We start from the raw sequence: 26,363 nt of genomic DNA on the forward strand, positions 1-26,363 counted from the left end.
AGCTAAAAAAAGACCCCTATGCAGGGTCTTTTTTTATTGCTTTGGGAAATTATAAAATTTTGACCCGTGGATAACCTGCTAAGCCGACGTGTGGCGGGGTATATGTGAAATCGGTCCTAATTCCGAGCAAAGCCATCCCGTAGCTGTCGACAGACAGCAAATACATCAATGCCAGCGCCACGATGAAGGTGCCCAGCACGACTAGCTTGCGTAACCCCCATTTCGCTGCCAAAATCTCGGCAAACAAGACCATCCCCAAATAGCCGATGAAATTCGTTGTTGCCAGCATCCCCGCCTGCACATAAGAAAGCGATGAGCACACTATGACAGGTTTACTCATCAGGGCGGGCTATGGTTCAACGTCCCCTTGCGTAAAACTGACGATGAAGTTCCCGAACTTGCTCCGCTAGCTCAGGAACAGGGCCGTCTATTGTCGTATCGCGAATCACATCTTCAATGGGCAGATTCTTAACGCGTGATGGAGCCACTCCCATTTCATTCAACCATTGTACTAACTGTTCAGAAGAACTTGCATAAACGATCCTGCCTAACCCAACCCACCCGTGGGCCGCAGCACACATCGGGCAATGTTCGCCAGACGTATAGACGGTCGCCTGGCTTCGTTCTTCAGGTGTCATGTTATTGGCTGCCCATCGCGCCAAAGCGAATTCTGGATGTTGCGTATGGTCCCCACCCGCAACGTGGTTGTGGTCTTCGACGAGCACCTCTCCGTTGGCGGAGACAAGTACGGAACCAAATGGCTCGTCCCCTTTCTCCAGTGCCGTTGTTGCTAGTTCAAGACAACGTCGCAGGTGCTTCAAATCTGAATCACTTATCATAATTGAATCCACCTCTTTTTTATTTTTGCATCAATCTTCCATACACGTGACCCGTTTGCAGAAGACTGATCTTAGTAAAAGTCAATCAAATTCGGAGGCGTTTGGCAAGTAGAGCTAATTTGCTAACATTGCTCTTTAAAGAAGACACCTATTCCTGACACTCAAAAGAATAGGCACCCGTGAGATTATTATGAATTTCTAATAGAACTTTTCCATCATTTTCATAGCATCGAGTGCTCAGTAAGTTGATTTCTTTCGTATGGAAATAACTATAACTATGTGTTAAGAAAGATAGTGCAAATAAAGCAAGAACGACAACCGATAAGACGCCTGTAAAATGCTTATTTTTAAATATAGTCATTTTCATGCCCCCCTAAGATGAACTGTCCAAGCAGCTCAATGCTCTTGAAGTAAAGCACCCTGTCAGGTGATTTTTATAAGATATAATAGATCTTATTTGTTTGTAAAAAAATATAGTGATCCAGCAATCCCAAAAGAGATTACTCCAACTATACCAGAAAGCACTGCCATTTTTATTCTGAAATTCATATGATCTTCTGTTTCAGAATGAAAAAATTGGTGTGGTCTATTTGTCCAAGCCCCAATCGAGATACAGGAAATAAGAATGCCTATACCACCAACCATAAAAAAAAATTCAGCATGTAAGTTCCTCCTCTCAATTCATTACTTTATTTACGTTACATAATAAATTTATGCGTCAAAAAATTTACAGATATTTCTTCATCTTCAATTTATATGCTAATTAGGATCTCATATTGAATAAAGCACAGTTAAGACAATAAAAAAAGAGACACCAATTCATAATTGAATGATGTCTCCTATTCTGTAATAAACGAGGTCAAGTGACCCCCGTTCTCGCTTTTACAATTCCTTCAAGTCAGGTTTTCCCGCTTCAATTAATACTGTATTTCGACCAAGGAAAATAGCTAGTATGATAATGAATATCCCCGTTCCGACTAGCAACCACTCGATTTTAATGAAATCTGCAATGGGGCCGAAGAGCAGCATGCCAAGAGGCATCATCGAAGTTGAAATCATCCCCATGACGCCAAAGACTCTTCCTAAATAACCTTCTTCCACTTTCTCCTGCAACAAAACGTTGGCGGGTGTATTGAAGATTGGCAGGGCAACACCGAATAAAGCCATGAAGACTAAATACACCCAAAAGACCGGAACGATCCCAAGTGCCAATGTGCAGACGCCCATGATGATACTTGCGAATCCTAATGTCTTGATTTTATTTTGGAAACCGCCCCAAGCAGCGATGATTCCTCCCCCTGCCATCATGCCGATGGAAAAGGCAATTTCAATTGCTGATAATCGCCACACGTCATCACCGAAACTACGTGTGACCTGCAGCGGTGTCAAAAATGCGGCAGGTGCCATCAATACAAAGAATACCGCAAAGAACAGGAAGAATTTCTTCAGAAACGCATGGTTATTCACATATTGTAACCCTTGTTTAAAGTCACTGAAGTAGCTTGTCGTTTGTTTTTCCGATGCCTTTTCATGTACAGAAATTTTCAAGGCAAGAAGTGTGATAATCGCGATCGCTGCCGTAATCACATCGATAAAGAATATGATTTCAAGCGAAGTCAGTCCTAATAGTGCCGCACTGACCATGGGAGAGATGAACATGATAAGCGCTTGAATACTTCCATTTGCCCCGTTCACCTTCGTCAGTTTATCTTTAGGGACAATCTGCGGTAAAATCGCACCGACAGCCGGCATTTGAATGCCCGCTCCAAAAGCACGGACCGCCGCCATCACAAAAAGCAGCCAAATGGCATTAAACCCCAGCAAGAAGAGGATGGCAAGGACTAACGTTGCCAATGCAATCAAGCCATCCGCTACGATGATCAGTATCTTCCGGTTATACCGATCCGCCCAAACCCCTGCCACCGGGGACAATATAAAGGTTGGAATAAACCCACAAATAATAAATAACGTCATCATCAAGCCGGATTTCGTCGTTAGCGTAATATGCCACATAATGGCGTATTGAACGAGGGACGATCCGAAAAGTGAGATTGTCTGGCTACTTAAAAAGAGGATAATATTCTTTAGCCAATTCTCCTGGAGAGGATTGTTTATGGTGTTCATTGATTAACATCCCATTTCTATCAGAATTTATATGGCTTCACCTACATTCCGAAGACGGCCCTGCTCTATTTGTAAAGACACAAAAAAGAGGGGCGAACCCATCCCCCTCTTTTACAGAACCGTAACATATAGGTTTTCTGAAAAATAGACAGACCAATCCCGTTGCTCTGAACGTAGGCAGAGCTTTCAAACGTATTCAATTAACGGTTGAAGTTGGGAATCGTAATCTCATGGATGCTGTCACAAAGAAAACCTCCGTTTCTAATTAGTCGAACTCATCATAGCAAAACGGCTGGCTTCTGACAATCACTATCATTGTCATCGTTGTGGTAAAAATCGCGTGTGTATGATTCAGAATCGCACGCTGAACGAGTGCTTGCGCAAGCGCTCGTTCACTCTGCAATCTGTTTCATTTTTCCCACCGTCTCTTCCACGACCGCCGTCAACTCCGCATGGCCGTGGTACCGGACATACATAACGGTTTTTCCTATGGAGGCAACGAGTTCTTTCGCTTCCTTTTTCTCATGGATCAGCAATCGATCCAAGTCCGGATGCTCCGTTTCGATGAATTGTTCATTTCCGAACTGATAGCGTTCCACTAAATCCGACACGAGAGGATCTGCCATCGCAGCCGCCGTCAGCTGGAAAACCCTTGTATGGACACTTGGTGAATAGTCTCCGCTATGATCCCCCCACACCTTCCCCGGGACAACCCCGTTTTCATCCGTCTCGTATTGCACGGGCGCCAGCGGTCCCCAATGGTACGTGTACCGATTGGACCAATCCACCTGATCGATCAGATAAGGTTCCCCGCGGACCATCCTGGCGTCTTGCTCGATGTCCGCCAATCGGACAATCGGCAATTCGGAATCCGTTTCGGGCAAGGTGTTCGTCTCCCCTTTTACGAGCTGGGTGAACGGAAGGATGGCGCTCAACCCGATCACGATCGCAAACAGCAGAACGAGCGTCGAACGAAGGCGGTAACGCTTCTGCCAAGGCACCTGATGGTCCATCGGTCTTCCTTCCACCAACGTTTTTCGCAACGCGCGGATGGAAAGGGCTGCCTGCAGTGACGTATAAGCGACGTATCCGACGAAAATAGTTACTATTGTCTGTTGAATCGCCATCCCTTCGACCAGCACTAACATCGGCGCGTTATCGAGTAACCAGATGGCGGACAGCATGCCGATCATCAACAGGGTTGCCACAACGGTGAGTACAGCATTCATGACTAATTTCTGGTCCAACCTTTTCAACGTATACGCTTGCTCGGCGGGATCTGTATGTAATTCGGGTGCATGGCGTTCAACCGGTGAGGAAAATACGTAAAAATCACCTCGTTTTGTCACGTACTCCCACCCATTTTCCGCATAGAGCTGAATCTGTTCCGGAGACATCTTCTGCTCGATCGATACATCGATCCGGTACCTCGTTTGTCTCGGCTCGCCCTTTTCAAACCGGGCAAAATTAGAACCCATCTTTTTTAGATGAAGCCCCTGCGCCGCCAGATCCGCAAGCCAGCTTTCATGTTTGCCGATCCGCCAATAATCACTTGGGCGCAGCTTGAGCACTGTTTTATTCATTCCCGTCACTTCCCTCCAATAGGCTGCCGTCCCGCAGGAGCGACTGCAGCCTATTATACTCCGCGCGCAACGCTTGCTCCCCCGCTGCTGTAATTTGATACGTCTTCCTCCTGCCGTCCTCTTCCGCCAATGAAATCAAACCGTCTTTTTGCATCCGGGAAAGAACACCATACAGCGTCCCCGGCCCCATTTGCAATCTGCCGCGCGAAACGTCCGCAATGGCCTGCATGAGCTGATACCCATGGTTCGGTTGCAGCAGCGCCAGCAAGACATAGTACATCGCCTCGGTCATCGGCCCTCCCTTGTACGTCACTTTCCGCATGTCTCCTCTCTATTATGCGTCTCGATATATCGTGTGACATAATAGTACTTCCAAATATCATTTTTGTAAATAAAAATCTAGCAATCTAACGAACTGGCTCAGGAGCAAAGGGGACCGTACGTGGATGAAACTATTGTCGCTCATAGACGTCCTGTTTGCAGGAAGCATCCACTTGCACATCATTTGTCATGAGGTGATCGAGATGAACAAAGTGAAACATACACTTTTTTTGCTAGAGTTGCTACTAGGCGTTTTGATCACGTACGCTTGGGTCTGGGGCAGTCATATTTATATAAATTTGGACCGTAATTACGCCGCCTCCAGTTATCCAGGCGATATCACATTTTCCGAACGGGTAGGTTATCAAATATTTTTTCCGGCCACGCTATTTGTTGGTTTATGTATGATTTCATTTCTTTCCTACTTGATATGGAAAAAGAAAACCAAATTAGGCATCTTTCTGATTCCGCTAATTTGCACAGTCTATCTCGTTGTAGACCTGTATCTCTTTTTATTTAAAGGGTGACGGAACGGCCGATGTGTAATGAAAAACCTTGCACACAGCAAAAATCGCTGCATGCAAGGCAACTGAAAAGTCCTTTATCCTTTCCACACTTCCGGGTTGATGAGGGTAACAGGTTTTTCCCCGTTCAAGCCCGCTAGCAAATTCTTCGCCGCCAGTTCGGCCATCTTCAACTCCGTTTCAAATGTAGAGGAGCCAATATGTGGCAAAGTGACAACGTTTTTCATTTGCAACAGCTCATTGGACGGGTCGACCGGCTCTTGGATGTAGACATCCAGACCGGCGGCCGCGATTTCCCCATTTTTCAGCGCTTCGATGAGATCCGTTTCCACGACCGTGCTTCCCCGGGAGACATTGAGGAAGATTGCGGACGGCTTCATGAGCTGAAACTCCCTCATTCCGATCAACCCCCGTGTTTCCTCTGTCAGCGGTGTGATCAGGCAGACGAAATCGGATTGCGCCAGAAGGTCATCCAAGCCTAGGTAAGTCGCCCCAAACCGCTCTTCCGCATCGGGCTTCGGCGTGCGGCTATGATAGAGGATATCCATGTTGAAACCGAAGTGGGCACGCTGCGCAATCGCCGTTCCGATCCGCCCCATCCCGATGATGCCGAGCTTCTTATGGTGGACATCCGTGCCGTACCATTCATTCGGAAGGGTTCCTGTCCACTTGCCCGCTTTCACGTATCCATCCAATTCCGGCATTCTTCTGGCGGTGGAAAGCATCAATCCCATCGCCATATCCGCCACCGTGTCGTCCAAGACTCCAGGCGTGTTCGTCGCCAGGATACCCCGTTTGGTCAACTCTTCAATATCCAAATTGTTGTACCCGACCGAGACGTTGCTGACGACCTTCAAATTTGGAGCCTTGTCCAGCATGTCAGAATCGGCCGGGAACCGAATCCCGATCACCCCTTCCGTCTCCTGCAGAAAGTCGAGGAATTCCCGGTTATTCCGTGGGTCGATCCCGTGGAATAAACGAATATCGTATTCTCTCTGCAGCTCCTCAAATACCGGTTGTTCTAAACGTTCGTAGGCGATTATCTTTTTCTTCATTGCGAAATCCTTCCTTATCTACATTCATTTCTGCAATTGTAATCCGTTTAGCCCGACTTTGAAAGAGGAATCTATCTTATAATCGCTGTTTCTCCTGAATCGTAAGTTTTACTTGAGGTTGAAAATGAAACCACCCGTTCTTCTTTGCCAGTGCACCAATGACAAAGGTGAATCCTATAGTAAGGGTGATAAACAGCCACGACTGTGAATTAACAACCATAACAGAAAACGCGCCTTATAAATGTAGAAACTCCAAGCTTTATGGAGAAAAAAACCTATTCAATAGCTAAAATATACTAAACAATCTAATATGGATTTATGGGCTAGATTGCAAATAATTAAAGGCGGAAAAAGATATGGAAATAGAATTACTAAAAACATTCCTATTGGCAGCGAAGAAGGAGAACTTTCGAGAAGCTGCAGAAGAATTAATGATGACACAATCAGCTGTTACCAAACAAATTCAAAAGCTCGAAAAAGTATTGAATATACAATTGTTTGATAGGGTACAAAAACGAGTTGTTCTAAATGCAAATGGGCATTATTTTTTACCTCGAGCAATTCAATTAATAGCGTTCGAAGAGCAAATCGTCCAAGAAATGAACGCATTTCAAGCTGGATATTCCCAAAAGGTTTCAATAGGGGTGGCTCCGCAAATTGCAAATTCCACACTACCTCTTATCATTCAGCTTTTTAAACAACTTCAACCAGATGTAATTATTCAAATTGACATCTTACCATCAAATGAGATAGGTGAGGCTGTTTTTCGGCAACAAATTGATATCGGGTTATCGAAAGTTCCTTCAACTAGGGAGCTGCTAACGACGATGATTGCAAATGAACCTGTTATGATTGTTGGACCTAAACCGTTTGATAGAGATGACTTTCATTTATTAATAAAAACCTTCCCTATTTATACACATGCCTTTTCCCCATATTGGGAGCAAATAGAACGTCAATTACCGAGGGGTTGCCAAATAGAAAGGCTGAACCAAACAGAAGTCATTAAAACTTTTATTAAACAGGGGATGGGTATTGCATTCTTGCCCAAAAGCGTTGTCCAAACGGAAGTAGAAAACGGAGTGCTTTTTGCACAAATTCCTCAAATAGGTGATGACATTCTTTCTGCCACATTCGTTCATACTAAATACACACATCCTTTAATTAACCGATTTATACAAGCATGTATCACTATATATAAAAAATGAAAAGCAGCTTAGATGTATGGGAGTATCTAAGCTGCTTTGTATTAAGGCTTTTTTGAAATGAAACGAAGCCGCCAATAATCTGCAACCCAACCATTTTTATTATAAAGTTGAGGTCGTAAAATACGTTCACATTCGTTATATAGTGCTTCTTTTTCATCATTTGTAAGTTTTTTAAACATATTGTTACTAAACATATCAAGCCAATTGCGAATACCATCTTCTCCAATTAAAGGTGTTGGTCTTTCATAATGTTCGATTGTTATTACATGAAAACCAACATTTATAAGATGCTCCGTCATTTCCTCTTTTGTTGGAAATACCCAAGGAAATAAAGCAGCATCGTACAGAATTGATAGACGGTCGGATGCTTCCTTTACGGCATCCACAATAGATTGGATGTTATTAGCTCCACCTAATTCAGCCACGAAACGGCCACCAGGAAGAAGAGCATCATAACAGTTTTGAATAACCTTCCGCTGATTTTTCATCCAGTGAATAGCAGCATTTGAGAACACTGCATGAAATTGAGGGACAAATGAAAACTGCTCACCATCTTGCACACTAAAATGGATATCAGGGTACTTTTCTTCAGCAGCTTCAATCATAGTCTGGGAAGCATCAATGCCGGTAACAGTAGCACCACTTTTTGAAATATCATGAGCTAAATCTCCTGTACCACAACCAACATCTAGAATATGTTCTCCCTTTTGTGGATTTAGGATGGAAACCAGATCTTCTCCAAATTTTGAAACAAACTTATGTTTGTTATCATAAAGTGTCGCATTCCAATTAGTCATTAATACCATCTCCTGAATGTTGATACATTCAGATTATCATGTCAGTTGAAGGTTAATCTAATAATTATTTAAGCGAAAGTTGATTCCAATTAAGAATCAACCTTCGCTTTATATTGCTTTTGAAATTTGAGAAAATCTACTGTACCGCATCTTCAATAATCCAATCGGCCGCAGCGGGAAGATCCGGAACGACCGCATCCGCAAGCGGGTCGGCATCTCCAAGGAAGACCCCTTTCGTCCCCGCCTTCTTCCCCGCGATAATATCCGTATCGGTATCACCGACCATATACGACGCGGACAGATTCACCCCATACGTTTCGGCAAGGTCTTCGATGAGCTTGCTGTTCGGCTTTCGGCAAGCGCAGCCCGCTTTCGGCTTATGCGGGCAATATGCCACGTCATGAACGACCGCGCCTTCCTTCCGAAGCTCGGCCACCATATGCTCATGAATAGTCTTCAGTTGGGCCTCCTTCATGAACCCGAGCCCGACGCCGCCTTGGTTTGTGACAACAAACACATAGTCGAAAACAGCGTTCAACCGTTTGATGGCTTCCGGCACACCCGGCAAAAAATAAAAATCCCGAGGCCGGTTGACAAACTTCACCCGGTCCGTCAGCACTTCATTAATGACGCCGTCCCGGTCTAGAAAAACCGCTTTTTTCAATGTCAGATCACTCCCTTGCTTCTATCTCCCATTCATTCTACCCGCTTAGGTATTCTGCATAAACGCTTGTCCAGCTGCAGTTTACGTTCGATTCCTATGAATAGGCAGTTGGATCTGAAGACTGAACCAATTCCCGTTCAACTCGGCATCCATTGTTCCATTCATTTTCTCCACCAACTTCCTGGACAGATATAGGCCCAACCCGCTTGCTTCGGTGTTCGTCCTGCTCGTATCTTCCGTATAGAACCGCATGAACACTTTTTCCGCGGCGACTTTACTATCTGGTTTTATGTCATTTATTATCCTGAACACCAAATAATTCTCTGCCTTCTCATAGCTGATCACGGCTTGACTTCCTGCATAGCGAAGTATGTTTTGGGCGATATTTTGAATGACGCGGATCAGCATGAACTTGTCCGCGATGATAGGCGTGGTATGCGGTTGTTCGGGAAATTGGAGTTCGATGTGCTGTTCTTCGAATTGTTCATAAAAGGATAGGAAGATTTCTTCGACTACGGCAGAAAGAGAAATGGAGGAAAGCTCCATTTTCTTTTGATTCGTCTCGATGCGGGCCAGGTCGTAGAAATGGTCGGTCATTTCCATTAGACGTTTGACGGACTGTTCGATGATTTTGACATAATGCGCTCTCTTCGTTTCATCCGTTGTCTCCTGTAACAGTTGGACGTAGCCGTGGATGGACGTCAGTGGTGTCCGCAAATCATGGGAGAGCCCAGCGATGGATAACTTCACATTCTCTTCCATCTGCTTCGCTTGGCGGTTTTTCTCTTCGAACGCATCGATCATGTGATTCAGTTCCTCGACGAGTTGCATCCATTCTTTCTGCCGGAAATCATATGAAAGCCGACTGCCAAAACTGGCGCGAGCTGGAATCTCCTGGACCTCCTGCTTCAACTTCCGCATCTCCCGTTTCACCAAATAAATATAAAGAAGAAGCGCGACAGTCAAGAAAGCAAATACCAATGCCCACATAACAATCACGCTCCTTTTCGTTAATCAAATTTGAAGCCTATGCCCCATACAGTTTTGATATAGTCTGTATCAGCTGAGCTGAGTTTATTTCGCAAGTTACTAATATGCATATTGATCGTTTTGTCGCCATCGAAAAATGGTTCATTCCAAACGCTTTCGTAAATATTAGCGCGACTGAACACCTTCTTCGGATTCTCCAGGAACAGAAGGAGGATGGCATATTCGCGTCCGGTTAAATGGATCGTTTGGCCATTCACTTGCACTTCGCGCGTATCCATATTTACACGGATTCCCTTGTACTGAATCTCTTTCATTTCACTGACCGAAGCCTTTGCTGCATGACGTAATTGAATGTTGATCCGTACAAGCAGCTCCTTTACATCAAACGGTTTTGTAATGTAATCATCCGCCCCGTTCGATAAAAGTTCCAATTTCGACTGTTGGTCATTTTTTGCTGAAATCACCATGACCGGAACCATTGAGGTCTTCCGGATTTCCTGAAGAAATTGTTCTCCATCCATGCCCGGAAGCATCAAATCCAAGAGGACGACATCGATCTCCTTTTGCTCAAACAGCAATTTCCCTTCCGTCCCTGAGTAAGCACTTAATGTATCGAAGCCGTTTAGGGACAACGCTTCCTCGATCAGTGAATGAATTGCCGTATCATCTTCTATAATTAAAATCGTTGCCATCATTATCGACCTACTTTATCCCGCATTAACGGGCAGTAAGACTCCCACCTTAAGGTGGGAGATCAACTGACCGTAAAAGCCCGATTGGTTCAACTAACAATCAGTGGGGAATGAGCCCCCTGATTGAAGTTTCACTTTATGTCTGATCGTTTAAACAAAAGGATTCCTACCATTGATGATATCACAATCGTGATGAGACTGACTAAAACCATCTGAGGGTATTGAGCGACACTTGCTGGTTGGGCAAAATCCCAATAAAATAAAAATGTCTGCGAAAACCAGTTGGTAACTTGCTTGAAATGTTCGGTTTGTTGGAATAATGACGGAAGAAAACCGGTTGCGATTGTATAAAGAAAACTCCATATCAATGACAGGCTGCTATTTTTTGTTAGAAAGCTGATCATCACGTAGACAGATACACTAGACAGGAGTAATAAACTGAGCGTACTGAACGTTTTTACAGCATAACTAGTATAATTTGTAATCTCTGCGATGCCGCCGAAACCAAACGCGATGGAATAACTGATCATGCCGATGACCGTCAGCCCAATTACACTAACAATAGAAACTAGTGCAGCGATGACAAGTTTAGATAAATAATAATGCGTGCGGCTCTGACCTAACGACAACGCATTGCGAATGGTTCCATTATGAAATTCTTCACCAATCAAAAAACTAATAAAAGCGCTTAATACAAGCAAAATAGTGAATCCATTCTTTTTTATCATTAAAATAGCGGTCGCTCCATTGATCACAGTCTCAATGATTTGGACAGGCTCTTTTCCATTTTGCACCTCAAAATGAAAACTCACGGCCTGCATAATAGGAAGGATGAATAGAATACCGAGAACAATCCATAATCTTTTGCTGCGGAGCAGTTTTATTTTTTCAGCTGCTAACAAATTAAGCATGGGCGGTCCCTCCTGTTAGCTGCAAGAAATAATCTTCGAGTTTTTGTCGCGACGTGCCAATCCGTGAAACGTCCACATCCGCTACGACCAATGCGCGATTAATGGCAGCTACACCGTCCAGCTGTTCATAAATATGGATTTCCGTTCCATTGATCACCTCATAGTCCTTGATTCCGAGCTGATCGAGTATGACGACTGCTTTTTGCACATCAGCCGTTTCCACCTCAATAAATTGTCGAGTTTCTCGAGCTAGCTCTTCCTTTGAAAGCTCGCTAATGATTCTTCCACCATGCAGAATACCGTAGTGAGTCGCAATTTGTGAAAGCTCATCCAATAAGTGACTGGATAGTAAGACGGTAATCCCCCGCTCCGTTACGAGCCGTTGAATGATTTCCCTCATTTCCACAATCCCTGACGGATCGAGACCGTTCGTCGGCTCGTCTAAGATCAGGAATTCGGGGTTCGTAATTAGCGTCGAAGCAATTGCTAACCGTTGGCGCATCCCTAATGAGAAGTTCTTCGCTTTCTTCTTGCCTGTATGACTGAGGTTCATGAGGCGAAGCAAATCATCGATATCCCGCTCGCCCACGCCTCCATTAGCCGCTTGGACTTGCAGGTTCTGGCGGGCTGTTAATTCTGCATAAAGTGCTGGCGTTTCAATGGACTGCCCCATTTTTCTTCTAGCACGCTGCAATCCTTTCAAGCTGGTTTCCCCAAACAGCTCGATGTCCCCTTCGTCAATTGAGATTAACCCCATCACCGTGCGCATGAATGTCGATTTCCCCGCACCGTTCTCCCCGATCAACCCATAAATCATCCCTCGTTTAATTTCAATCGATACGTGATCGAGCACTTTGTGTTTCCCGTATATTTTCGATACATTCGTCGCTTTAAGAATCGTCTCCGACATACACGATCATCCTTTCATTGCTAATACACTTAGAATAAGACGCAAGTCTAAATAAATAGGCCGGAAAAGTATAAAGAAAGTGTAAAGAATCTTGATACACCTTGAATGAATAACAAACGTAACCTGAGTGACGCACACATGTAAGCCCATGGATACGTTATAATCATTGTGTCAATTAAGCGCTCAGGAGTGGATACGATGATGTACGCAATTGTATTATTTATAGTTGCCGGATTGGCGGAGATTGGCGGAGGCTATCTGATTTGGCTATGGTTACGGGAAGGGAAGCCCTATTATTGGGGAGTGTTCGGAGGAATCGCCTTGGCGTTATATGGTGTCATTGCCACCTTCCAATCGTTCCCATCATTCGGCAGAGTGTATGCTGCCTATGGAGGGGTATTTATCATCCTGTCCGTCTAGTGGGGATGGGGGATTGATAGAAAAACACCGGATTTGTATGATTGGGTCGGGGCGGCGATCTGTTTAGCGGGTGTTTCATTAATGTTATTTGCACCTCGCCACTGAAATAAATTTCTGCGCCATCTATCTTTTTATTGATTTATATGTTTTTTATTTTAACAACTAGTAACGGAGTCGCAGATGCCACTCCGTTTCCTTCCCCGACGTACTACCCCTTCACCACGCCATTTTTCATTTCACTAATAAAACATCGCCCTGCCGCAAGGATTCTGTGTTTTTGCGTGGAATAATAACAAACGGGGATCGAACTTCAACACATCAATCCATAGAAAACTTCATTCCACCTACCGTCTGTTCTTATAGGCATATCCTCACTTTTTTCATAATATCCATCCCCTTCGTTTGAAATGAGCATGCCTGTGGAAACACAGTAATAAGAGTGCGAATATTCATGGTTGTTTTACGCCCTAGCCTCCCTGCCATCCGTTCTTTTTTCAGACCTTGTTTCATAGGCTTATAGTAGTGACTAGATCAAGGAGTGGTTCAAATTAAAAAAATATTCTTAGCAATGATGTTGTTGATGGCATTCCCTCTCCAGACCACCGTAACCGCAGCGACAACAGAAATGTTTGTACAAGCCAAAACAGACATTTTCCTGCGTGCGAAACCAAATCAAAATGCCGATAAAATGGGTACCATTCAAAACCATTCGAAGGTGACGGTTCTGTCTTCATCCGATGGATGGTCCTATGTACAAGCCGGCAAAAGTAAGGGATATGTGTATACATCCGCTTTATCTAAGGAAAATCCGAAAGCTGCATCAACCACTGTTACCGGGGGCCTCACGCCTAAAGAAGGATTGATTTTGACGTATGAACCATCCTTCTTGGAAAATAAGAAAGAAACGTTTTATGTAGAAAAGGAAGACGAATACACGTACTTATATAATAAGAAAAGTCCGCTATACCCGCATTTATCGAACTTTACGTATATCGAAACCAAAAAAGGGCTGCTGATGGGTGTATCGAGTTCGGATTTCATCTTTGTCAACGTTCCGTATCCATTAAAACAAGGGACGTACACAACCGATTCGTCTCTCATGTTTGAGGATCAAAAGGTGTTAGTAGAAAGCACAACGAAATCTATAACCGTGAAAGCCGGCACCTTCAAAAATGTTGTCATTCTACGTTTCCCGGATGGTTCAAGGGAATACTTTGCAAAAGGGATCGGCATTATTAAAAGTACAAATAAAAACGGAAAGATCTTTACAGAGCTAGTATCTGTGAAAGAAGGATAATAAGTAATTGATTATAACGAGAGTTGCCGGAATATCGTTTTCGGGCAACTCTTGTTTTTATTTTCCAAACACCTCTTCCTATCGATACAACACCCTCTCCCCCGCCTTTGCATGACCAACATATGCCGGAAATTCCACGACGCTTTTCCGATAGTCATATAGATTTACCTCTTCCCCCGTATCCGCCAGCAACATCTCCGGAATCATGAGCCGTTCCGATCTTGTGACGTTCCTCGGCCTTTCTCGGAAAAGATCTGCATGCAGATGGAAGGCCTCGAAAGAGCTTTCAGCGAGGATGAAGGAATACCACTCAACGTTTGCTGTCTCGAGGACGAACAGCTGGACGCGCCCGATGCCAAGCACGTTCCGTTCCGTCATGCTGTCAATCGCCGGATCATCGTAAGGAAGTCCATGAAGTAGTTCACTATCATCCTGCAACTCCACTAATCGTTCCCCAAGCGCCCAGTAGATACGATGCGCCAACTGGGTCATATCCGTTTCCACTGCGAAGTCGAACACTTCCTTCACTGTCACTGTCATGCCAACCCCTTCCTTTCATCCCAGTTGATATCAAAGAGCTTTCCGGTTTCCTTCCTATAGGCGACCGTCGCCGTTCCGGTCGGTCCGTTCCGATGCTTCGCCACGATGATTTCAAGCAAATTGCCGTCTTCACTGTCTTTGTCATAATAACCGTCCCGATAGAGAAAGCAGATGACGTCCGCATCTTGCTCGATATTTCCGGAATCGCGCAGGTCGCTCATGAGGGGCCGTTTGTCCTTACGCCCTTCCACTCCCCGGCTCAATTGCGATAGGCAAACGACGGGACAGCCGAATTCCTTCGCCATGTTTTTCAAGTCGTAGCTGATTTGTCCGATTTTGCGAGTTTGGTCGTCCTGCATATTGTCGGGGCGGATCAACTGCAAATAGTCGATGTAGATAATCGGCTTCCTATCGGGATTCGTTTTGATGATGTGCCGGGCTTTCGCCTTGATTTGCCCGACTGTCAACCCGCTGCGGTCATCGATGTGGATGCCGGCCCCGTCCAGAAAGCCGATCGTTTGAGTCCATCCCGCTTTTTGCTTCTCATCGAAGTAGCGGTGAGGATTACGCATCCGCAACCGGTTATAGCCGCCGGCGGACGCAATCAATCTCGTGATCATGGATTTGCGGCTCATTTCCAGCGAGAAGATGATTGGCAAATGTCCCGCCAGTCCCGCATGGAGTGCCAAATGATTCAGCGTGTCCGTTTTCCCCATCGACGGACGGGCGCCGATGATCGTCAATTCACTGTCCTGAAAGCCGTTCAGCAAGTTGTCGAGGTCCCGCAACCCTGCCGGCGTACCTCCTTCTTCTCGTACTGGTTGGAAAGGGAGTTCGTACAACGAGGCTAGATCATCTTGAATGGAAGCCTCTTCTTGCGCCGAGTTTTCAGCCTCTAGGTTATCGAACGCTTTCTGAATATCAACGATCGACCAATTCTCAACTTGTGCCAGCTGCAGAATGCGCTGCTTTTCCCTCGTCTTCCATTCCCCAATGACGATTGCTTTGTATTCGTCGAACCGGGCCGGGTTGGCGAAGTTCTGCAGATTGGACACGTAATTGGCACCCCCGAGCTCCGCCGGTTCCGCCATCGTCAGGACGGTAATATAATCGACAGCCCTGTGTTCTGCAGCGAGTCGTCGCATGAGTGTGAAAATACGTTGATGCGCTATTTTCGTGAAGAACGCTTCCTGCAAACCGCCGTCGCCAATCAAATAAGTTTCCGCAAACATCGTGCCCAGCAAGCTTTTTTCTGCCAGTTCCAAACCGCTCATTCGACTTCCCCCTTCCCGAAATCGAGCACGGGCGCCCGGTGTACCTGCTTCCGTTCCGGTTCCCGGGCAGGCGCCTCGTTGAGATAGTTTTCAAAATTGGTTGGCGCGAACAGCGTGGACGGCCGTAAGTAATGGCGCATCCGCGGGTCAGCCGACCACTGCCTAGCCTTCGTTTCGATGACTGATTTAAAATCATCGAGTGTATAGCCTTCCGACAATCTGCCTCCAATCATCCGTCCCGTCGATTTTGAATTCGTCTTGAAGCTCTTCCCTGTCCGTTCATTCAAGTAATCAATCACTTCAACTACGACGTCGGGACGTGTCTCGACAATATCTTTTTTATTATTCTTAAGTTCTTTAGTTATTGGTGAGTGCAGATTGCCCTCTTCAGACAGGGCAATTTGCCCTTCTCCGTGAGATGGTTTTGCCGGCATCGACGGTGCAGATTGCCCAAACGGTGATGAGCACTTTGCATAGTCGATCCGATACCATTTTGTTTTGTCCATTTTCATCCGGTTGAACGCAGACGTCGAAATGACAATTCCCCCGGTTTCCAGCTTACGGATCGCCCGTCTGATGGTATCGAGCGACCAGAACGGAAACTCCTCCTGCCATTCCTCGTACGTTTTACACACCCATCGATAGCCGTCTTTTGCATAGTGCGAAATGAGCGAACGGAAATGCAGCTGCTGCAATATGATCGACTCGTTCAAACCGACTTTCTTTGCCAATGAAGGCAGAATGAGCAATGGTGACTCGTTGATCAGTAAATTCATGAGTATCCCTCCAACATAGTAAATATCCCTTTCAACAAGTAGATAGATACTGATTTTGGAAAAGGATACAGGTTGGAGTGAAAATATTTCGGCCATATAAAAAAGAGTGGAAAACGTCGTATGGACGCTTCCACTCTTTTTATAAATTCATCACATATTTTATAGGCATGCACCTTGTCATTTCTTCAACGTATGTTTCTTGCCATTTATGTCCGTTATGATCAACTCCGTATCCGTGGCCTCTATCCTTTTCCCAAGGATATTCGAGAGTTTGCTTGTCTTTTTATCAAGCAGGCTGTACTTGAAGACTCCTTTTTTATTAAAATAATAAATCGTGGAGTGGTCGTACAACACAGAAAGGTTGTCTGCCCCTGCTTCCCTATTTCCATATTCATCAAATAAGTCATACGTTGCGCGTGCGACAAAGGCGTGTTCTTTCCGCTTATCACTGCGGCCGTCCATAGCAGTCGAATAGAGGTCGAGCGTAGTGTCTTTAAATTCATCTGCATGGACACCAGGCAAGTAGTCCCTTTCAAACGTAAAGTAGACACGGTCGTTCCAGATGAATAGGTTGCGGTTCAACTCGAAGTTGCCCGGCTCTTTCATTTTCACCAAATTCTGTCCATCCGTCGTGATTTTCATCACTGCGTAAGCAAACGGAAGTTCAAAAGCTTCCGCAAATCCGCCACTATGGTAGGGTATGAAAATCTCATCGTTATAGAGAACGAACCGGGTGTCTTGATGCTAGTAACTCACGCTATCAGTATCCCATGCACTTTTCGAGATTTCCGTGGTTTTCAACAATACTTCCCTATTGCCGGTTGTTTTATTTTCTTTCACAACTTGATAAAAATAGTTATCGTCCTTGGCTAGTTCGGTAAAATAGGAATAGCCATCCTGTTCCACAATCTTCCCTTTCGTGCTCACATACGTACGATATTTGCTAAGTTTCATCTTATCATCCAGTGCACGGACTAGAAATGCGGAAAACTGTGCACGAGTGACGGAATTCGATGGCATATATTTGCCGTGCGATCCACCCGCAATGCGCTGTTTCGCAATTCCGTTGATGTCCTGATACGCCCAGTGTGCGGGCGTGACATCAATGAAGGTCGCTTGCTTATCGAGCGGCAACTCGAACGCGCGGCGCAAAATCGCGGCCATTTGTGCCCGCGAAGTTTGTTCGCCAGGACGCATGTAGCCGTTGTCGCCCCGGAGGACCCCTTTTTCATTCACCGTTGCGAGAATCTGGTAGTACGGTGAATTTTTCGATACATCCTTGAACTGGACAGACGTATTTTCCGACAGGGGAATGTTCAATGCCTTGATGAGCATGGCAGAGGCTTGCGCCCGGGTGATCGGCTCATTCGGCTTGAAGGTGCCGTCCGGGTAGCCGCCGATGATATGACGTTCGGATAAGTACTTGATCTCATTCTTCGCCCAATGGTTATGTACATCGGAAAACTGTGTAGCAGCCTGTACCTTTACCTGAGCTGGCACTGCCGTGAATAGAAGCAGGAAAGCCATCAACACAGCGGTTAGTTTGCTTTTCAAAATGATAATCCTCCTTGAGTTTCGATGCCTCCTTAGGCTCTCTATCTCTGAAAACCAGGTTGGTACGCCCTATAATAAACGGTTGGTTGACAGTTTTATATTCTGGTCAGCTACCAACCTGGTACTTGCTAATATTATTTCTTCAACGTATGTTTCTTCCCATTTTGATCCGTGACGATTAACTGCGTAGCTGTCGCTTCCATATTTTTTGCCAACACATTCGAAATCTTGCTCGCCTTTTTATCTAGCAGACTATACTTGAAGACGCCTGCCTTGTTGAAATAGTACATGGTTGAGTGATCGTACAATACTGATTTATTGTTTTGATTCACATAAGGAACGCTTGGCATAGCGGATACTTCATCAAAAATGATCCGTGCATTGAACGCAAATTCTTTTCTCTGATCGCTGCCATCCATCGCTGTCGAATAGAGGATAAGCGGACTGTCTTGCGGGATGCTTTGGTTAAAATTCCATTCTAAATAAGGTTCATCTTGATTTTTTTCATTCGTATAGTAGATTCGATCATTCCAAACAAATAGATTGCGGAATGTCCGCCCACCCATTCCTTTCATCAAAGCAGAGTCAATGGGCGCATCCTCCATACTCGTCTTCGTACGAATCAACCCATATGAAAACGGGACATCGGTCATTTCATGGACCGCAGACCAAAACGGTAGAAAAATTTCTTCGTTATAGACGATGAGCGGGAATCCTTTATTGAACCTGACAACATATGTGCCGCCATCAGAAGAAAAATCTTCATTGCTTAATAACACTTCTTCCTTGCCTGATTTCAAATCCTTTTTGATCAGTTTCCCGCATGTATAGCAATCCGGAGAGATCGTATATAAGGATCCGTTATGCTCAACAGCTATGCCTTTCATACTGACATAAGAATGATAGCGGCTGAGTTTCATGTCATCATCCAGCGCTCGCACCAGAAATGCCGAAAATTGTGCACGGGTAACAGGGTTTGCCGGCATATACTGGCCGTCCGACCCGCCCGCAATTCGCTGTTTCGCAATCCCATTAATGTCCTGATACGCCCAGTGAGCCGGCGTGACATCGACAAATGTCGGTTGCTTGTCAAGCGGCAAGTTGAACGCACGTCGCAAAATCGCAGCCATTTGCGCACGGGATGTTATTTCACCGGGACGCATGAAACCATTATCGCCCCGAAGAATCCCTTTTTCATTCACCGTCGCGAGAATTGCGTAGTACGGTGAATTCTTCGATACATCTTTGAACTGGACGGACGCATCTTCTGTCAGCGGAATGTTCAACGCTTTGATGAGCATGGCCGCAGCCTGCGCCCGGGTGATCGGCTCATTCGGCTTGAATGTACCGTCCGGATAACCACCAATGATATTGCGTTCGGATAAGTACATGATCTCATTCTTCGCCCAATGTGTATCAACGTCGGAAAATTTGGCGGCAGCCTGCACTCGGAATGGAATGGCTGCGAATAGGAGTAGCAGAGTCATTATTACTGCGGCTCGCTTACTTATCAAGATGAAACACCTCCATATTTTTGATGAATCGGTAGAAAACCAGATTGGTGCACCTATATCATAAGCGGTTGGTTGACGGCTTGGTTTTTCTGGGCAGTTGCCAACCTGGTTTCCATCAATTCTTGAAGTGTGCCGGGGTTCCCATTCCCCCAACACCCATACCTATTCTTCTATCACCCAGCTACCCGTATCCGTATCCCGCTTCATATGAAACACTTGTTCCGCGACGCCTTCTCTCCCATATTGATAGCGGATTTCCACTTCATTTTCTGAAACAGGAATCGTTTTTCGGTAAGAAGCCTCTAGAAACAATTCACCCAACCGGTTGAGTTGTGTAAATACCGGCGTCTGTGGCAAGCTTTGAAAGCCAAGCAGCTCGTCATATAAATACAAATCAAAGTATTGCTCCGGTCTATAGTCACCCGTCAGCTGTCCCGATACATAATCCAAATACATCGAATCGGTACGTTCCTCCGTTGCAACGCCGACCACTTCCCCATAGATTTTGTGTACGGGCGTGATGGTGGCCCCCTGCATCGTTCCATTTGCCGGGAAATGGTTCAATAAGAAATATTCCCGTGCATTCAACACCTGGTCGTACCCGCCTGCAATCGTGATGCCCATTTTTTCATACCGATTCATAATTTCGGATTGCAACGGTTTGCCATTAATCTTCAGCTGTCCATTTTTCAACACAACCCGATCTCCCGGGACTGCAATGACCTCGTAATAGACATCGTTATAGGTCGGCAAATGGCTTGTCGTATTGGTCATCGTTCGTACAATATCCCCTGCTTCATAGACAACCTCATCGAATAGGTTCTCTTTGCGCTCGATGACGGTATGGAAGGTATCAGAACTTCCGTCTAATGAGAACGGTTCTTTATCGATATAATACAAACCGTCCACTTGATCGAAATGCGGTAATTCCGCAAACTCTTCATACTCCACCACTGACAGCTGCTTCTTTTTTTGCAGCGCCGAAATCTTTGCCAAATCATCCAGCGGATCATACGGAACACCCCGTCCCTGATCGGAAGAAAGCAGATCGGAAGGGTTCACTGTAAAAATTAGGAACAGTGCCAATGCAGGTGCCGCCACCGCGGCAAACAGCACTTGCCAGGAAAAACTTTTCGCCGTTGGCCGTAGATTTTCATGCACACGTTGCTTGATCCGTCTTTCCTGCTCCGTTGTATCGCCCATCATTTGATCGAGCTTCTGTTTGAAATCATTCAATTGCCCATCACCTCCTCTTCCTCAAAAAATTCCTTCAGTTGCTGCCTCGCCCTGCGCAGCCGTGTTTTCACAGTATTTTCATTGAGCTTCAGATAGCTTGCAATGTCCGCTATCGACTGCTCATCATAATAAAATAAGATTAAAGGCTCGCGGTATTTCAACGGAAGCTGGAAAAGATTCTTTTCTAATGAAGCCAGCTGCTCCTGCTCCAGCACGACCTCCTCTACGCCTTGCGCCGAAGCGAAAATGGTATCAAACAGCACATCTTTTTTATGTTTCCACGAGCGCAAATAATCTTTTGCACGATTGGCTGTCATTTTCGTCAAATACGTTTTTAGTGACGCCTCATTGCGGAATTGGTCGCTCTTTTGAAAATAAGTAATGAAGACTTCTTGTACAACATCCTCTGCAGTCGACCAATTTTTTACGTATAAATAAGCGATGCGCACTAAATAGCGCGAATGCTCATCGATTATTTGATCCATCTCATTCATTTACGAAAAATCACCCTTCTCTACGGCCACGTCATGTCCCCATCCACATACGCAACAAATTGCTCAAATGACCTATTTTCTGTCATTCCAAACCGACAGACTTCATAGTTGGAAGCACTCCGATTGGCGTAACCCTCACTTGTGGTAAAACCGACCAACAGCCCGACTTCTTTAGCCGCAGCGATAAATGCTTCATTATAATGTCCATATGGATAAGCTAATGAAACGGCTGCCGGCACTTGCTCCAAATTCCTCTGTAAATCTAGGACTATTTCTTCTTGAGAACGGTCTAACCCAACACCTAAATCTACACCATTCTGAAGTGAATGCAACTCATACGTATGTGCTTCAAATTGGAAAACATCCGCCAACTCATTCAAATCGGCAGCAGTTAAATACTGCAACGGTCCTTCCGTGTGAAAAGTTTGCACGCCTTGTGCACGATCCGTACGTGAGGAAATGATGTGCTGAAGCGCACGAAACCCGTATTGTTTCAAAATCGGATACGCATATTCCTTTGTCGATAATAAACCATCGTCAAAGGTGATGAGCACGGCTTTGCCCGGTACAACTAGACGACCTTCCAAATAATCATAGAGCTGATGTGCGGTCAGCGTCATGAATTGATGATCCGACAAATACTCCATCTGCTGCTCAAACGCCTCCAACGAAATCGTACTTGCTGTCGTTTCCATCAGATCGCGCGGCAATATATGGTGGTAAACCAACACAGGCAGACCTTTGTCCAACGTAACGGTCTGCTTCTCGATATATCCCGGCCGCTCTCCGATGGCTATGATATACCAATCCTCTATCTCTTTTATGATTGGATAGCGATACCCTTCTTCCAGCTGCAGGAAAATGGCGCTTTGCAAGTCCGCCTCCTCATACACTGCGGTCTTGTGCAGCGTACTGACAGCAGCGAACCGCTCCGTACGCACCAATGTCGAAAGCTTCTTTTTTTCAACCGTTTCCTTCCCCTTCCGGACAAAGGCAGTCATATTTCCTAGACGAAGCTCATAATACACCTCATTCTCACCTGTGACAACAACCGGCTGATTGGCCTCCAACTCGCCAATTTGAATAAAGGCTTCCCCCTTCATATAAATGGGCTGTCGCTCCGGCAATGTCAGAACCCGCTCAAACTCTCTCTCTATGACAAACGGTTCCTCCTCTGCAGACGCGCCTCCGAGCCCCTTAAAAAACGCCGACTCCACCACATTCCATTTCGCACCAATCCATAGCATCACTACACTTAAGCACACAAGCAACAGCGCATTACTATACATTTTTCTCATCTATTTTCCCCCACTGCCGATTTAATCAACGTACAGACGGAGAATTTCAGAAAAAGTTTCAAAGATTTTTTAAAAAGTTTTTTTGACTGAAAAAATGGAGAACCTGGCATTCTTTTTATTCTGTAACACAGACAACAGACATGCTCTTTTTATAAACCCTCCAACGCCTGCTTCAAAGGTTCCCTTAAAGGAAGAGCTAATGTTTTTGCATACGTTGCTGTGATATGGTTATCGTCACGATACACGATGATGTTCCCGATGACGGAAAAGCAAGTGGTTTGATCACAGAAATAATCCGTGAGGTCTGCGAAAACCACGTTCGAAGGAATGCCTTCTGTATTCTCCCAAGGCACTCCCTTCGACACTCCCTCGTCCCTAGAAATTGCACAGCGCAGCGGGTTGTTATTTTTTTCTAGACAGCTAGGGATATTCTTTTTCATCCGAGGATTATCCCGTACAGCGAATATCGTGGTGATCCCCTCCAGCTCTTTCCATTGATTAATATAACCAGTCGGTATCGTCTTTCGCTTATTCAATGTGGACGTGGTGAAAACCAAGTCTGGCGGATCTTCCTTTAAATGTTTGATCAAATTCTCATTCCACTGTAAACAAGCCTCGGTTAAGTGCCGCTCCGGATCTTCGTTTGTAAATCGGCAGCCATCATGATTGTAGACGTCAATCTGGAAATTCAGGTCTTCTGCTAAAACTTCCAGGGCCGGAAACCAATGTCCAGAATGCGATCCGCCGACAAGCGCAACTGTATAGATGGGATCCGCTACCACTCCATATGAACATTTCTGTACATGGACACTATTTTTCGCAAAGCAGTTTGGATTCTCATAAAAAGAAGGAAGATCTGATTGAATATCGATAGAGGCCGGAATGGGATCGATTCCTTTTGGGGGTTCGGTATTCTCATAGACAGCCTTTGCTCCCGGAAAGTCTTGTTCATCATAACTGGCGACCAGCGCATCGGCCTTCGCCTTTTCGATATATGTAGTAATGGCTAGTATGGAACTTCCTGTTACGACCAACAGGCCGCATAAGACAGCCGCAAGTTTGCCGTTCATTCTTTTTTTATCCAACTTCAAAATCGGTGCTTCCAGTAATTTTGTGGAGAGCAGTGATAAAAGAACCGTCGCCATGATAATGACGATCCCCTCGACGATCGGAACGGTTTCTACATCCGTCGCTGCCTTATAGAAAATCAAAAGTGGCCAATGCCATAAATAAATCCCATAAGTAAGGCCGCCTAGAAAAGTCAGCGGCTTGACGCTTAACAATCGATCCACACCGAATTTCGTACTATTTTCGGTAGCGATTAACACCAATAATGCCCCGCTAATCGGAACTAGCGCTAGATAACCGGGAAACCCCGTTGAGACCGGAAGCAAGAAACCTGTTACACAAATGATAGAGAGCCCCAACCAACCCAGCACCGTGTTTAGCCATTTATTCAGAAATACATACGGTACAACCAATGCTAACATCCCGCCAATGCTAAATTCCCACATGCGTGCAAACGTATCAAAATACGCCCAAGGCTGATTCGCTGTTGTTTGATATATAGAATAACCGATCGAACAGATGAAGACGACGAACAATACTAATAAAAACGTTTTACGCACCGGCGTTTTCAAGACTTTCCGGGCTAGAGCATACACAGTAGTGATTAAAATCGGCCATAGGATATAAAATTGCCCTTGTACACCCAATGACCAAAAATGTTGAAATGGACTTACCGCATGATCCTGCGCTAAATAATCAACCGCATCGAACGCCAAACGCCAGTTTTCAAAATAGAGCGTAGACGCGGCCATATGGGCAATGATCGGGCTCCATTCCAACGAAGGTAAAAACAGCAATGCCAGACTTCCAATCATGATGATGACCAATAAGGCTTGAGGGAACAGCCTTTTCGCGAGTCCCATTAAAAACTCCCCAAGGTGCACTTTACCCGCTCTCTCCATTCTCGATAGAAGAGACATGGTTATCAAATAGCCGGATAGAACAAAGAATACATCAATGCCTCCGGATACCCTCCCCAGCCAAATATGATAAATGACTATTAACAACGTCGTAATCGTACGTAACCCTTCAATCTCCGGGCGATATCTTTTTTGAGTTTGCTTTAAATCTTTCATTCGACCACTACACTCCCAGCCATCATACTTCTAGTTAGCAACGTACAGACGGAGATTTTCGGGAAAAGTTTCAAAGGTTTTTTAAAAATATTGGAGGGATCTTATGCAGACGGTTGGATAATTGACAAGCTATCAAGCAATAGATATAATTATTAAAATAGTATGAATATTATAGGGGGCTTTGGGAATGAAAAATAGTTTGAAAGCAGTATTAGCAGTTGTTCTAGCAATAACCGGGTTTTTGACCTACTCATTATTCACCTCAGCAGCCAGTGAAAAAGATAAGGAAGTTATTAAAGAATCCCTGTTTGATTCCAGGTTGGATAAAATTATTGACCAGGGCTATATCCGAGTAGGGACACCGGGAGACTATAAACCGTTCACCTACCTCAACCCAGAAACGAAACAATATGAGGGGTATGATATCGAGGCAGCCAAATCACTTGCAAAAGAATTGGGGGTCGAAGTAAAGTTCGTTGCTACTACATGGCCTACTTTAATGGATGATTTGCTGGCAGATAAGTTTGATATCGCCATGGGTGGAATCACTCGGAATATGGGAAGACAAATGAAAGCACAATTTTCACACGGATATATTCCATTTGGAAAATCACCACTGATACGCGCAGAAGATAAGGACAAGTTTACGAGCTTAGAAGCAATCAATCAACCTGACGTGACCATTGGAGTGAATCCTGGTGGGACAAACCAAAAATTTGTTGATGCAAATATTACAAAAGCAAAAGTAATTGTCGTCCAAAACAATCTAGATATCCCAGGTAAGGTTGCGAGCGGAGAAGTCGATGTCATGATCACCGATAGCATCGAAGCCATCCACTATGCAAGGGAAAACGACGTCCTGTATGCAGCATTATCCGAAAACCCGTGGGAGCCAAGTCAATTTGGGTATCTCATGCAGCAAGGCGATCAACAGTTCCTGAACACCGTCAATTTCTGGATGGAAGAAATGGAACTGAAAGGCGTTTTTGAAGAATTACGGAATGAATTTGGAATCAATCCGGACAGTGAAGAAGTAGAAGAATGACAAACCCGGCAGTAAATAGAAAGAAGAGTGGAAACCGTTTATGCAGGCGGCCTCCACTCTTCTTTTTTATTAATAAAATTATGGCTTTTTGATCGGGAAAACACATTGATAAAAAAGAGAAACTATGGTAAGTTTATAAGGATACACTTTAAA

28 protein-coding genes and 1 pseudogene are annotated in these 26,363 nt (G+C 45.0%); 5 read left to right on the forward strand and 24 right to left on the reverse strand.

From position 1 onward, the window contains the following. Positions 1 to 49 precede the first annotated feature (49 nt). The 7 genes from AB1K83_RS05475 to AB1K83_RS05505 all read right to left on the reverse strand — a co-directional run bounded on the left by AB1K83_RS05475 (position 50) and on the right by AB1K83_RS05505 (position 4,868). On the reverse strand, positions 50 to 289 hold the full coding sequence (locus tag AB1K83_RS05475; protein WP_413057155.1) for a hypothetical protein: 240 nt from the start codon (positions 287 to 289) through the stop codon (positions 50 to 52). 67 nt (positions 290 to 356) lie between these two features. Next, the gene (locus tag AB1K83_RS05480; RefSeq protein ID WP_413057156.1) at positions 357 to 839 is read right to left on the reverse strand and encodes a nucleoside deaminase; all 483 of its coding nucleotides are present in this window, start codon (positions 837 to 839) and stop codon (positions 357 to 359) included. Between the two features lie 148 nt (positions 840 to 987). Then, positions 988 to 1,200 carry a hypothetical protein gene (locus AB1K83_RS05485; protein WP_413057157.1) on the reverse strand — a complete coding sequence of 71 codons (213 nt, stop codon included), beginning with the start codon at positions 1,198 to 1,200 and terminating at the stop codon, positions 988 to 990. Positions 1,201 to 1,721: 521 nt separating this feature from the next. Next, positions 1,722 to 2,963, reverse strand: a complete 1,242-nt coding sequence (locus AB1K83_RS05490; RefSeq protein WP_413057158.1) for an MFS transporter — start codon at positions 2,961 to 2,963, stop codon at positions 1,722 to 1,724. 265 nt (positions 2,964 to 3,228) lie between these two features. Continuing rightward, positions 3,229 to 3,366, reverse strand: a complete 138-nt coding sequence (locus tag AB1K83_RS05495) for a hypothetical protein (protein WP_413057159.1) — start codon at positions 3,364 to 3,366, stop codon at positions 3,229 to 3,231. Further along, positions 3,356 to 4,546 (reverse strand): DUF2812 domain-containing protein, encoded by a 1,191-nt coding sequence (locus tag AB1K83_RS05500; protein WP_413057160.1) that lies wholly within the window; start codon positions 4,544 to 4,546, stop codon positions 3,356 to 3,358. The genes AB1K83_RS05495 and AB1K83_RS05500 overlap by 11 nt, the downstream gene beginning before the upstream one ends. Further along, on the reverse strand, positions 4,539 to 4,868 hold the full coding sequence (locus AB1K83_RS05505) for a PadR family transcriptional regulator (protein ID WP_413057161.1): 330 nt from the start codon (positions 4,866 to 4,868) through the stop codon (positions 4,539 to 4,541). The genes AB1K83_RS05500 and AB1K83_RS05505 overlap by 8 nt, the downstream gene beginning before the upstream one ends. 124 nt (positions 4,869 to 4,992) lie before the next feature. Between AB1K83_RS05505 and AB1K83_RS05510 the strand changes: the two genes are divergently transcribed. Beyond that, positions 4,993 to 5,394 carry a hypothetical protein gene (locus tag AB1K83_RS05510; RefSeq protein ID WP_413057162.1) on the forward strand — a complete coding sequence of 134 codons (402 nt, stop codon included), beginning with the start codon at positions 4,993 to 4,995 and terminating at the stop codon, positions 5,392 to 5,394. Positions 5,395 to 5,468: 74 nt separating this feature from the next. Here AB1K83_RS05510 and AB1K83_RS05515 read toward each other — a convergent pair whose 3' ends face one another. Then, on the reverse strand, positions 5,469 to 6,446 hold the full coding sequence (locus AB1K83_RS05515; RefSeq protein WP_413057163.1) for a 2-hydroxyacid dehydrogenase: 978 nt from the start codon (positions 6,444 to 6,446) through the stop codon (positions 5,469 to 5,471). Between the two features lie 356 nt (positions 6,447 to 6,802). On the opposite strand from AB1K83_RS05515, the gene AB1K83_RS05520 reads away from it, so the two are divergent. Beyond that, positions 6,803 to 7,654 carry a LysR family transcriptional regulator gene (locus AB1K83_RS05520; protein ID WP_413057164.1) on the forward strand — a complete coding sequence of 284 codons (852 nt, stop codon included), beginning with the start codon at positions 6,803 to 6,805 and terminating at the stop codon, positions 7,652 to 7,654. Positions 7,655 to 7,695: 41 nt separating this feature from the next. On the opposite strand, the gene AB1K83_RS05525 is transcribed toward AB1K83_RS05520, so the two are convergent. The 6 genes from AB1K83_RS05525 to AB1K83_RS05550 all read right to left on the reverse strand — a co-directional run bounded on the left by AB1K83_RS05525 (position 7,696) and on the right by AB1K83_RS05550 (position 12,618). Continuing rightward, complete coding sequence (locus tag AB1K83_RS05525; RefSeq protein WP_413057165.1) at positions 7,696 to 8,451, reverse strand: class I SAM-dependent methyltransferase; 756 nt, start codon at positions 8,449 to 8,451, stop codon at positions 7,696 to 7,698. Between the two features lie 136 nt (positions 8,452 to 8,587). Beyond that, on the reverse strand, positions 8,588 to 9,115 hold the full coding sequence (locus AB1K83_RS05530) for a D-glycero-alpha-D-manno-heptose-1,7-bisphosphate 7-phosphatase (RefSeq protein WP_413057166.1): 528 nt from the start codon (positions 9,113 to 9,115) through the stop codon (positions 8,588 to 8,590). 81 nt (positions 9,116 to 9,196) lie between these two features. Then, on the reverse strand, positions 9,197 to 10,105 hold the full coding sequence (locus AB1K83_RS05535; protein ID WP_413057167.1) for a sensor histidine kinase: 909 nt from the start codon (positions 10,103 to 10,105) through the stop codon (positions 9,197 to 9,199). Positions 10,106 to 10,125: 20 nt separating this feature from the next. Further along, complete coding sequence (locus AB1K83_RS05540; protein ID WP_413057168.1) at positions 10,126 to 10,800, reverse strand: response regulator transcription factor; 675 nt, start codon at positions 10,798 to 10,800, stop codon at positions 10,126 to 10,128. A gap of 128 nt (positions 10,801 to 10,928) precedes the next feature. Then, positions 10,929 to 11,708 carry an ABC transporter permease gene (locus AB1K83_RS05545; RefSeq protein ID WP_413057169.1) on the reverse strand — a complete coding sequence of 260 codons (780 nt, stop codon included), beginning with the start codon at positions 11,706 to 11,708 and terminating at the stop codon, positions 10,929 to 10,931. Then, positions 11,701 to 12,618, reverse strand: coding sequence for an ABC transporter ATP-binding protein (locus AB1K83_RS05550; protein ID WP_413057170.1), 918 nt, complete (start codon positions 12,616 to 12,618; stop codon positions 11,701 to 11,703). Before AB1K83_RS05550 ends, AB1K83_RS05545 begins: the two co-directional genes overlap by 8 nt. 198 nt (positions 12,619 to 12,816) lie before the next feature. Between AB1K83_RS05550 and AB1K83_RS05555 the strand changes: the two are divergent. Further along, positions 12,817 to 13,143: pseudogene (locus tag AB1K83_RS05555) on the forward strand (YnfA family protein). Between the two features lie 475 nt (positions 13,144 to 13,618). Continuing rightward, complete coding sequence (locus tag AB1K83_RS05560) at positions 13,619 to 14,335, forward strand: SH3 domain-containing protein (protein ID WP_413057171.1); 717 nt, start codon at positions 13,619 to 13,621, stop codon at positions 14,333 to 14,335. Between the two features lie 78 nt (positions 14,336 to 14,413). On the opposite strand, the gene AB1K83_RS05565 is transcribed toward AB1K83_RS05560, so the two are convergent. From AB1K83_RS05565 to AB1K83_RS05610, 10 genes are all read right to left on the reverse strand, one after another. Then, a complete protein-coding gene (locus AB1K83_RS05565) occupies positions 14,414 to 14,875 on the reverse strand; it encodes a hypothetical protein (RefSeq protein ID WP_413057172.1) in 462 nt (153 codons plus the stop codon). Beyond that, positions 14,872 to 16,149, reverse strand: coding sequence for a replicative DNA helicase (locus AB1K83_RS05570; protein ID WP_413057173.1), 1,278 nt, complete (start codon positions 16,147 to 16,149; stop codon positions 14,872 to 14,874). Before AB1K83_RS05570 ends, AB1K83_RS05565 begins: the two co-directional genes overlap by 4 nt. After that, a complete protein-coding gene (locus AB1K83_RS05575) occupies positions 16,146 to 16,925 on the reverse strand; it encodes a conserved phage C-terminal domain-containing protein (RefSeq protein ID WP_413057174.1) in 780 nt (259 codons plus the stop codon). The genes AB1K83_RS05570 and AB1K83_RS05575 overlap by 4 nt, the downstream gene beginning before the upstream one ends. Positions 16,926 to 17,102: 177 nt before the next feature. Further along, entirely contained in the window at positions 17,103 to 17,540 is a 438-nt protein-coding gene (locus AB1K83_RS05580; protein ID WP_413057175.1) for a hypothetical protein, read from the reverse strand. Between the two features lie 129 nt (positions 17,541 to 17,669). Further along, positions 17,670 to 18,479: an S-layer homology domain-containing protein gene (locus AB1K83_RS05585; protein WP_413057176.1), complete on the reverse strand. Its 810-nt coding sequence runs from the start codon at positions 18,477 to 18,479 to the stop codon at positions 17,670 to 17,672. A 134-nt stretch (positions 18,480 to 18,613) separates the two neighbouring features. Further along, positions 18,614 to 19,993: an S-layer homology domain-containing protein gene (locus AB1K83_RS05590; RefSeq protein WP_413057177.1), complete on the reverse strand. Its 1,380-nt coding sequence runs from the start codon at positions 19,991 to 19,993 to the stop codon at positions 18,614 to 18,616. Positions 19,994 to 20,155: 162 nt separating this feature from the next. After that, positions 20,156 to 21,229 (reverse strand): S26 family signal peptidase, encoded by a 1,074-nt coding sequence (locus AB1K83_RS05595; RefSeq protein WP_413057178.1) that lies wholly within the window; start codon positions 21,227 to 21,229, stop codon positions 20,156 to 20,158. After that, positions 21,226 to 21,723, reverse strand: coding sequence for a sigma-70 family RNA polymerase sigma factor (locus tag AB1K83_RS05600; RefSeq protein ID WP_413057179.1), 498 nt, complete (start codon positions 21,721 to 21,723; stop codon positions 21,226 to 21,228). Before AB1K83_RS05600 ends, AB1K83_RS05595 begins: the two co-directional genes overlap by 4 nt. 20 nt (positions 21,724 to 21,743) lie before the next feature. Continuing rightward, a complete protein-coding gene (locus AB1K83_RS05605; RefSeq protein WP_413057180.1) occupies positions 21,744 to 23,021 on the reverse strand; it encodes a polysaccharide deacetylase family protein in 1,278 nt (425 codons plus the stop codon). A gap of 149 nt (positions 23,022 to 23,170) precedes the next feature. Next, complete coding sequence (locus AB1K83_RS05610) at positions 23,171 to 25,165, reverse strand: acyltransferase family protein (RefSeq protein ID WP_413057181.1); 1,995 nt, start codon at positions 25,163 to 25,165, stop codon at positions 23,171 to 23,173. A 187-nt stretch (positions 25,166 to 25,352) separates the two neighbouring features. Here AB1K83_RS05610 and AB1K83_RS05615 point away from each other — a divergent pair, with 187 nt between their 5' ends. After that, positions 25,353 to 26,210 carry a transporter substrate-binding domain-containing protein gene (locus AB1K83_RS05615; RefSeq protein WP_413057182.1) on the forward strand — a complete coding sequence of 286 codons (858 nt, stop codon included), beginning with the start codon at positions 25,353 to 25,355 and terminating at the stop codon, positions 26,208 to 26,210. Positions 26,211 to 26,363 lie beyond the last annotated feature (153 nt).

The organism is Sporosarcina sp. 179-K 3D1 HS, assembly GCF_047228905.1.
Taxonomy (GTDB): Bacteria; Bacillota; Bacilli; order Bacillales_A; family Planococcaceae; genus Sporosarcina.

Bases quoted from the DNA above. Each gene is read 5' to 3' on its own strand.
- AB1K83_RS05490 (WP_413057158.1), bottom strand. From the start codon at position 2,963: ATGAACACCATAAACAATCCTCTCCAGGAGAATTGGCTAAAGAATATT.
- AB1K83_RS05610 (WP_413057181.1), bottom strand. From the start codon at position 25,165: ATGAAAGATTTAAAGCAAACTCAAAAAAGATATCGCCCGGAGATTGAA.
- AB1K83_RS05525 (WP_413057165.1), bottom strand. From the start codon at position 8,451: ATGACTAATTGGAATGCGACACTTTATGATAACAAACATAAGTTTGTT.
- AB1K83_RS05605 (WP_413057180.1), bottom strand. From the start codon at position 23,021: ATGAGAAAAATGTATAGTAATGCGCTGTTGCTTGTGTGCTTAAGTGTA.
- AB1K83_RS05600 (WP_413057179.1), bottom strand. From the start codon at position 21,723: ATGAATGAGATGGATCAAATAATCGATGAGCATTCGCGCTATTTAGTG.
- AB1K83_RS05520 (WP_413057164.1), top strand. From the start codon at position 6,803: ATGGAAATAGAATTACTAAAAACATTCCTATTGGCAGCGAAGAAGGAG.
- AB1K83_RS05565 (WP_413057172.1), bottom strand. From the start codon at position 14,875: ATGACAGTGACAGTGAAGGAAGTGTTCGACTTCGCAGTGGAAACGGAT.
- AB1K83_RS05505 (WP_413057161.1), bottom strand. From the start codon at position 4,868: ATGCGGAAAGTGACGTACAAGGGAGGGCCGATGACCGAGGCGATGTAC.
- AB1K83_RS05570 (WP_413057173.1), bottom strand. From the start codon at position 16,149: ATGAGCGGTTTGGAACTGGCAGAAAAAAGCTTGCTGGGCACGATGTTT.
- AB1K83_RS05475 (WP_413057155.1), bottom strand. From the start codon at position 289: ATGCTGGCAACAACGAATTTCATCGGCTATTTGGGGATGGTCTTGTTT.
- AB1K83_RS05510 (WP_413057162.1), top strand. From the start codon at position 4,993: ATGAAACTATTGTCGCTCATAGACGTCCTGTTTGCAGGAAGCATCCAC.
- AB1K83_RS05535 (WP_413057167.1), bottom strand. From the start codon at position 10,105: ATGTGGGCATTGGTATTTGCTTTCTTGACTGTCGCGCTTCTTCTTTAT.
- AB1K83_RS05515 (WP_413057163.1), bottom strand. From the start codon at position 6,446: ATGAAGAAAAAGATAATCGCCTACGAACGTTTAGAACAACCGGTATTT.
- AB1K83_RS05550 (WP_413057170.1), bottom strand. From the start codon at position 12,618: ATGTCGGAGACGATTCTTAAAGCGACGAATGTATCGAAAATATACGGG.
- AB1K83_RS05560 (WP_413057171.1), top strand. From the start codon at position 13,619: ATGGCATTCCCTCTCCAGACCACCGTAACCGCAGCGACAACAGAAATG.
- AB1K83_RS05545 (WP_413057169.1), bottom strand. From the start codon at position 11,708: ATGCTTAATTTGTTAGCAGCTGAAAAAATAAAACTGCTCCGCAGCAAA.
- AB1K83_RS05540 (WP_413057168.1), bottom strand. From the start codon at position 10,800: ATGATGGCAACGATTTTAATTATAGAAGATGATACGGCAATTCATTCA.
- AB1K83_RS05480 (WP_413057156.1), bottom strand. From the start codon at position 839: ATGATAAGTGATTCAGATTTGAAGCACCTGCGACGTTGTCTTGAACTA.
- AB1K83_RS05575 (WP_413057174.1), bottom strand. From the start codon at position 16,925: ATGAATTTACTGATCAACGAGTCACCATTGCTCATTCTGCCTTCATTG.
- AB1K83_RS05485 (WP_413057157.1), bottom strand. From the start codon at position 1,200: ATGACTATATTTAAAAATAAGCATTTTACAGGCGTCTTATCGGTTGTC.
- AB1K83_RS05615 (WP_413057182.1), top strand. From the start codon at position 25,353: ATGAAAAATAGTTTGAAAGCAGTATTAGCAGTTGTTCTAGCAATAACC.
- AB1K83_RS05500 (WP_413057160.1), bottom strand. From the start codon at position 4,546: ATGAATAAAACAGTGCTCAAGCTGCGCCCAAGTGATTATTGGCGGATC.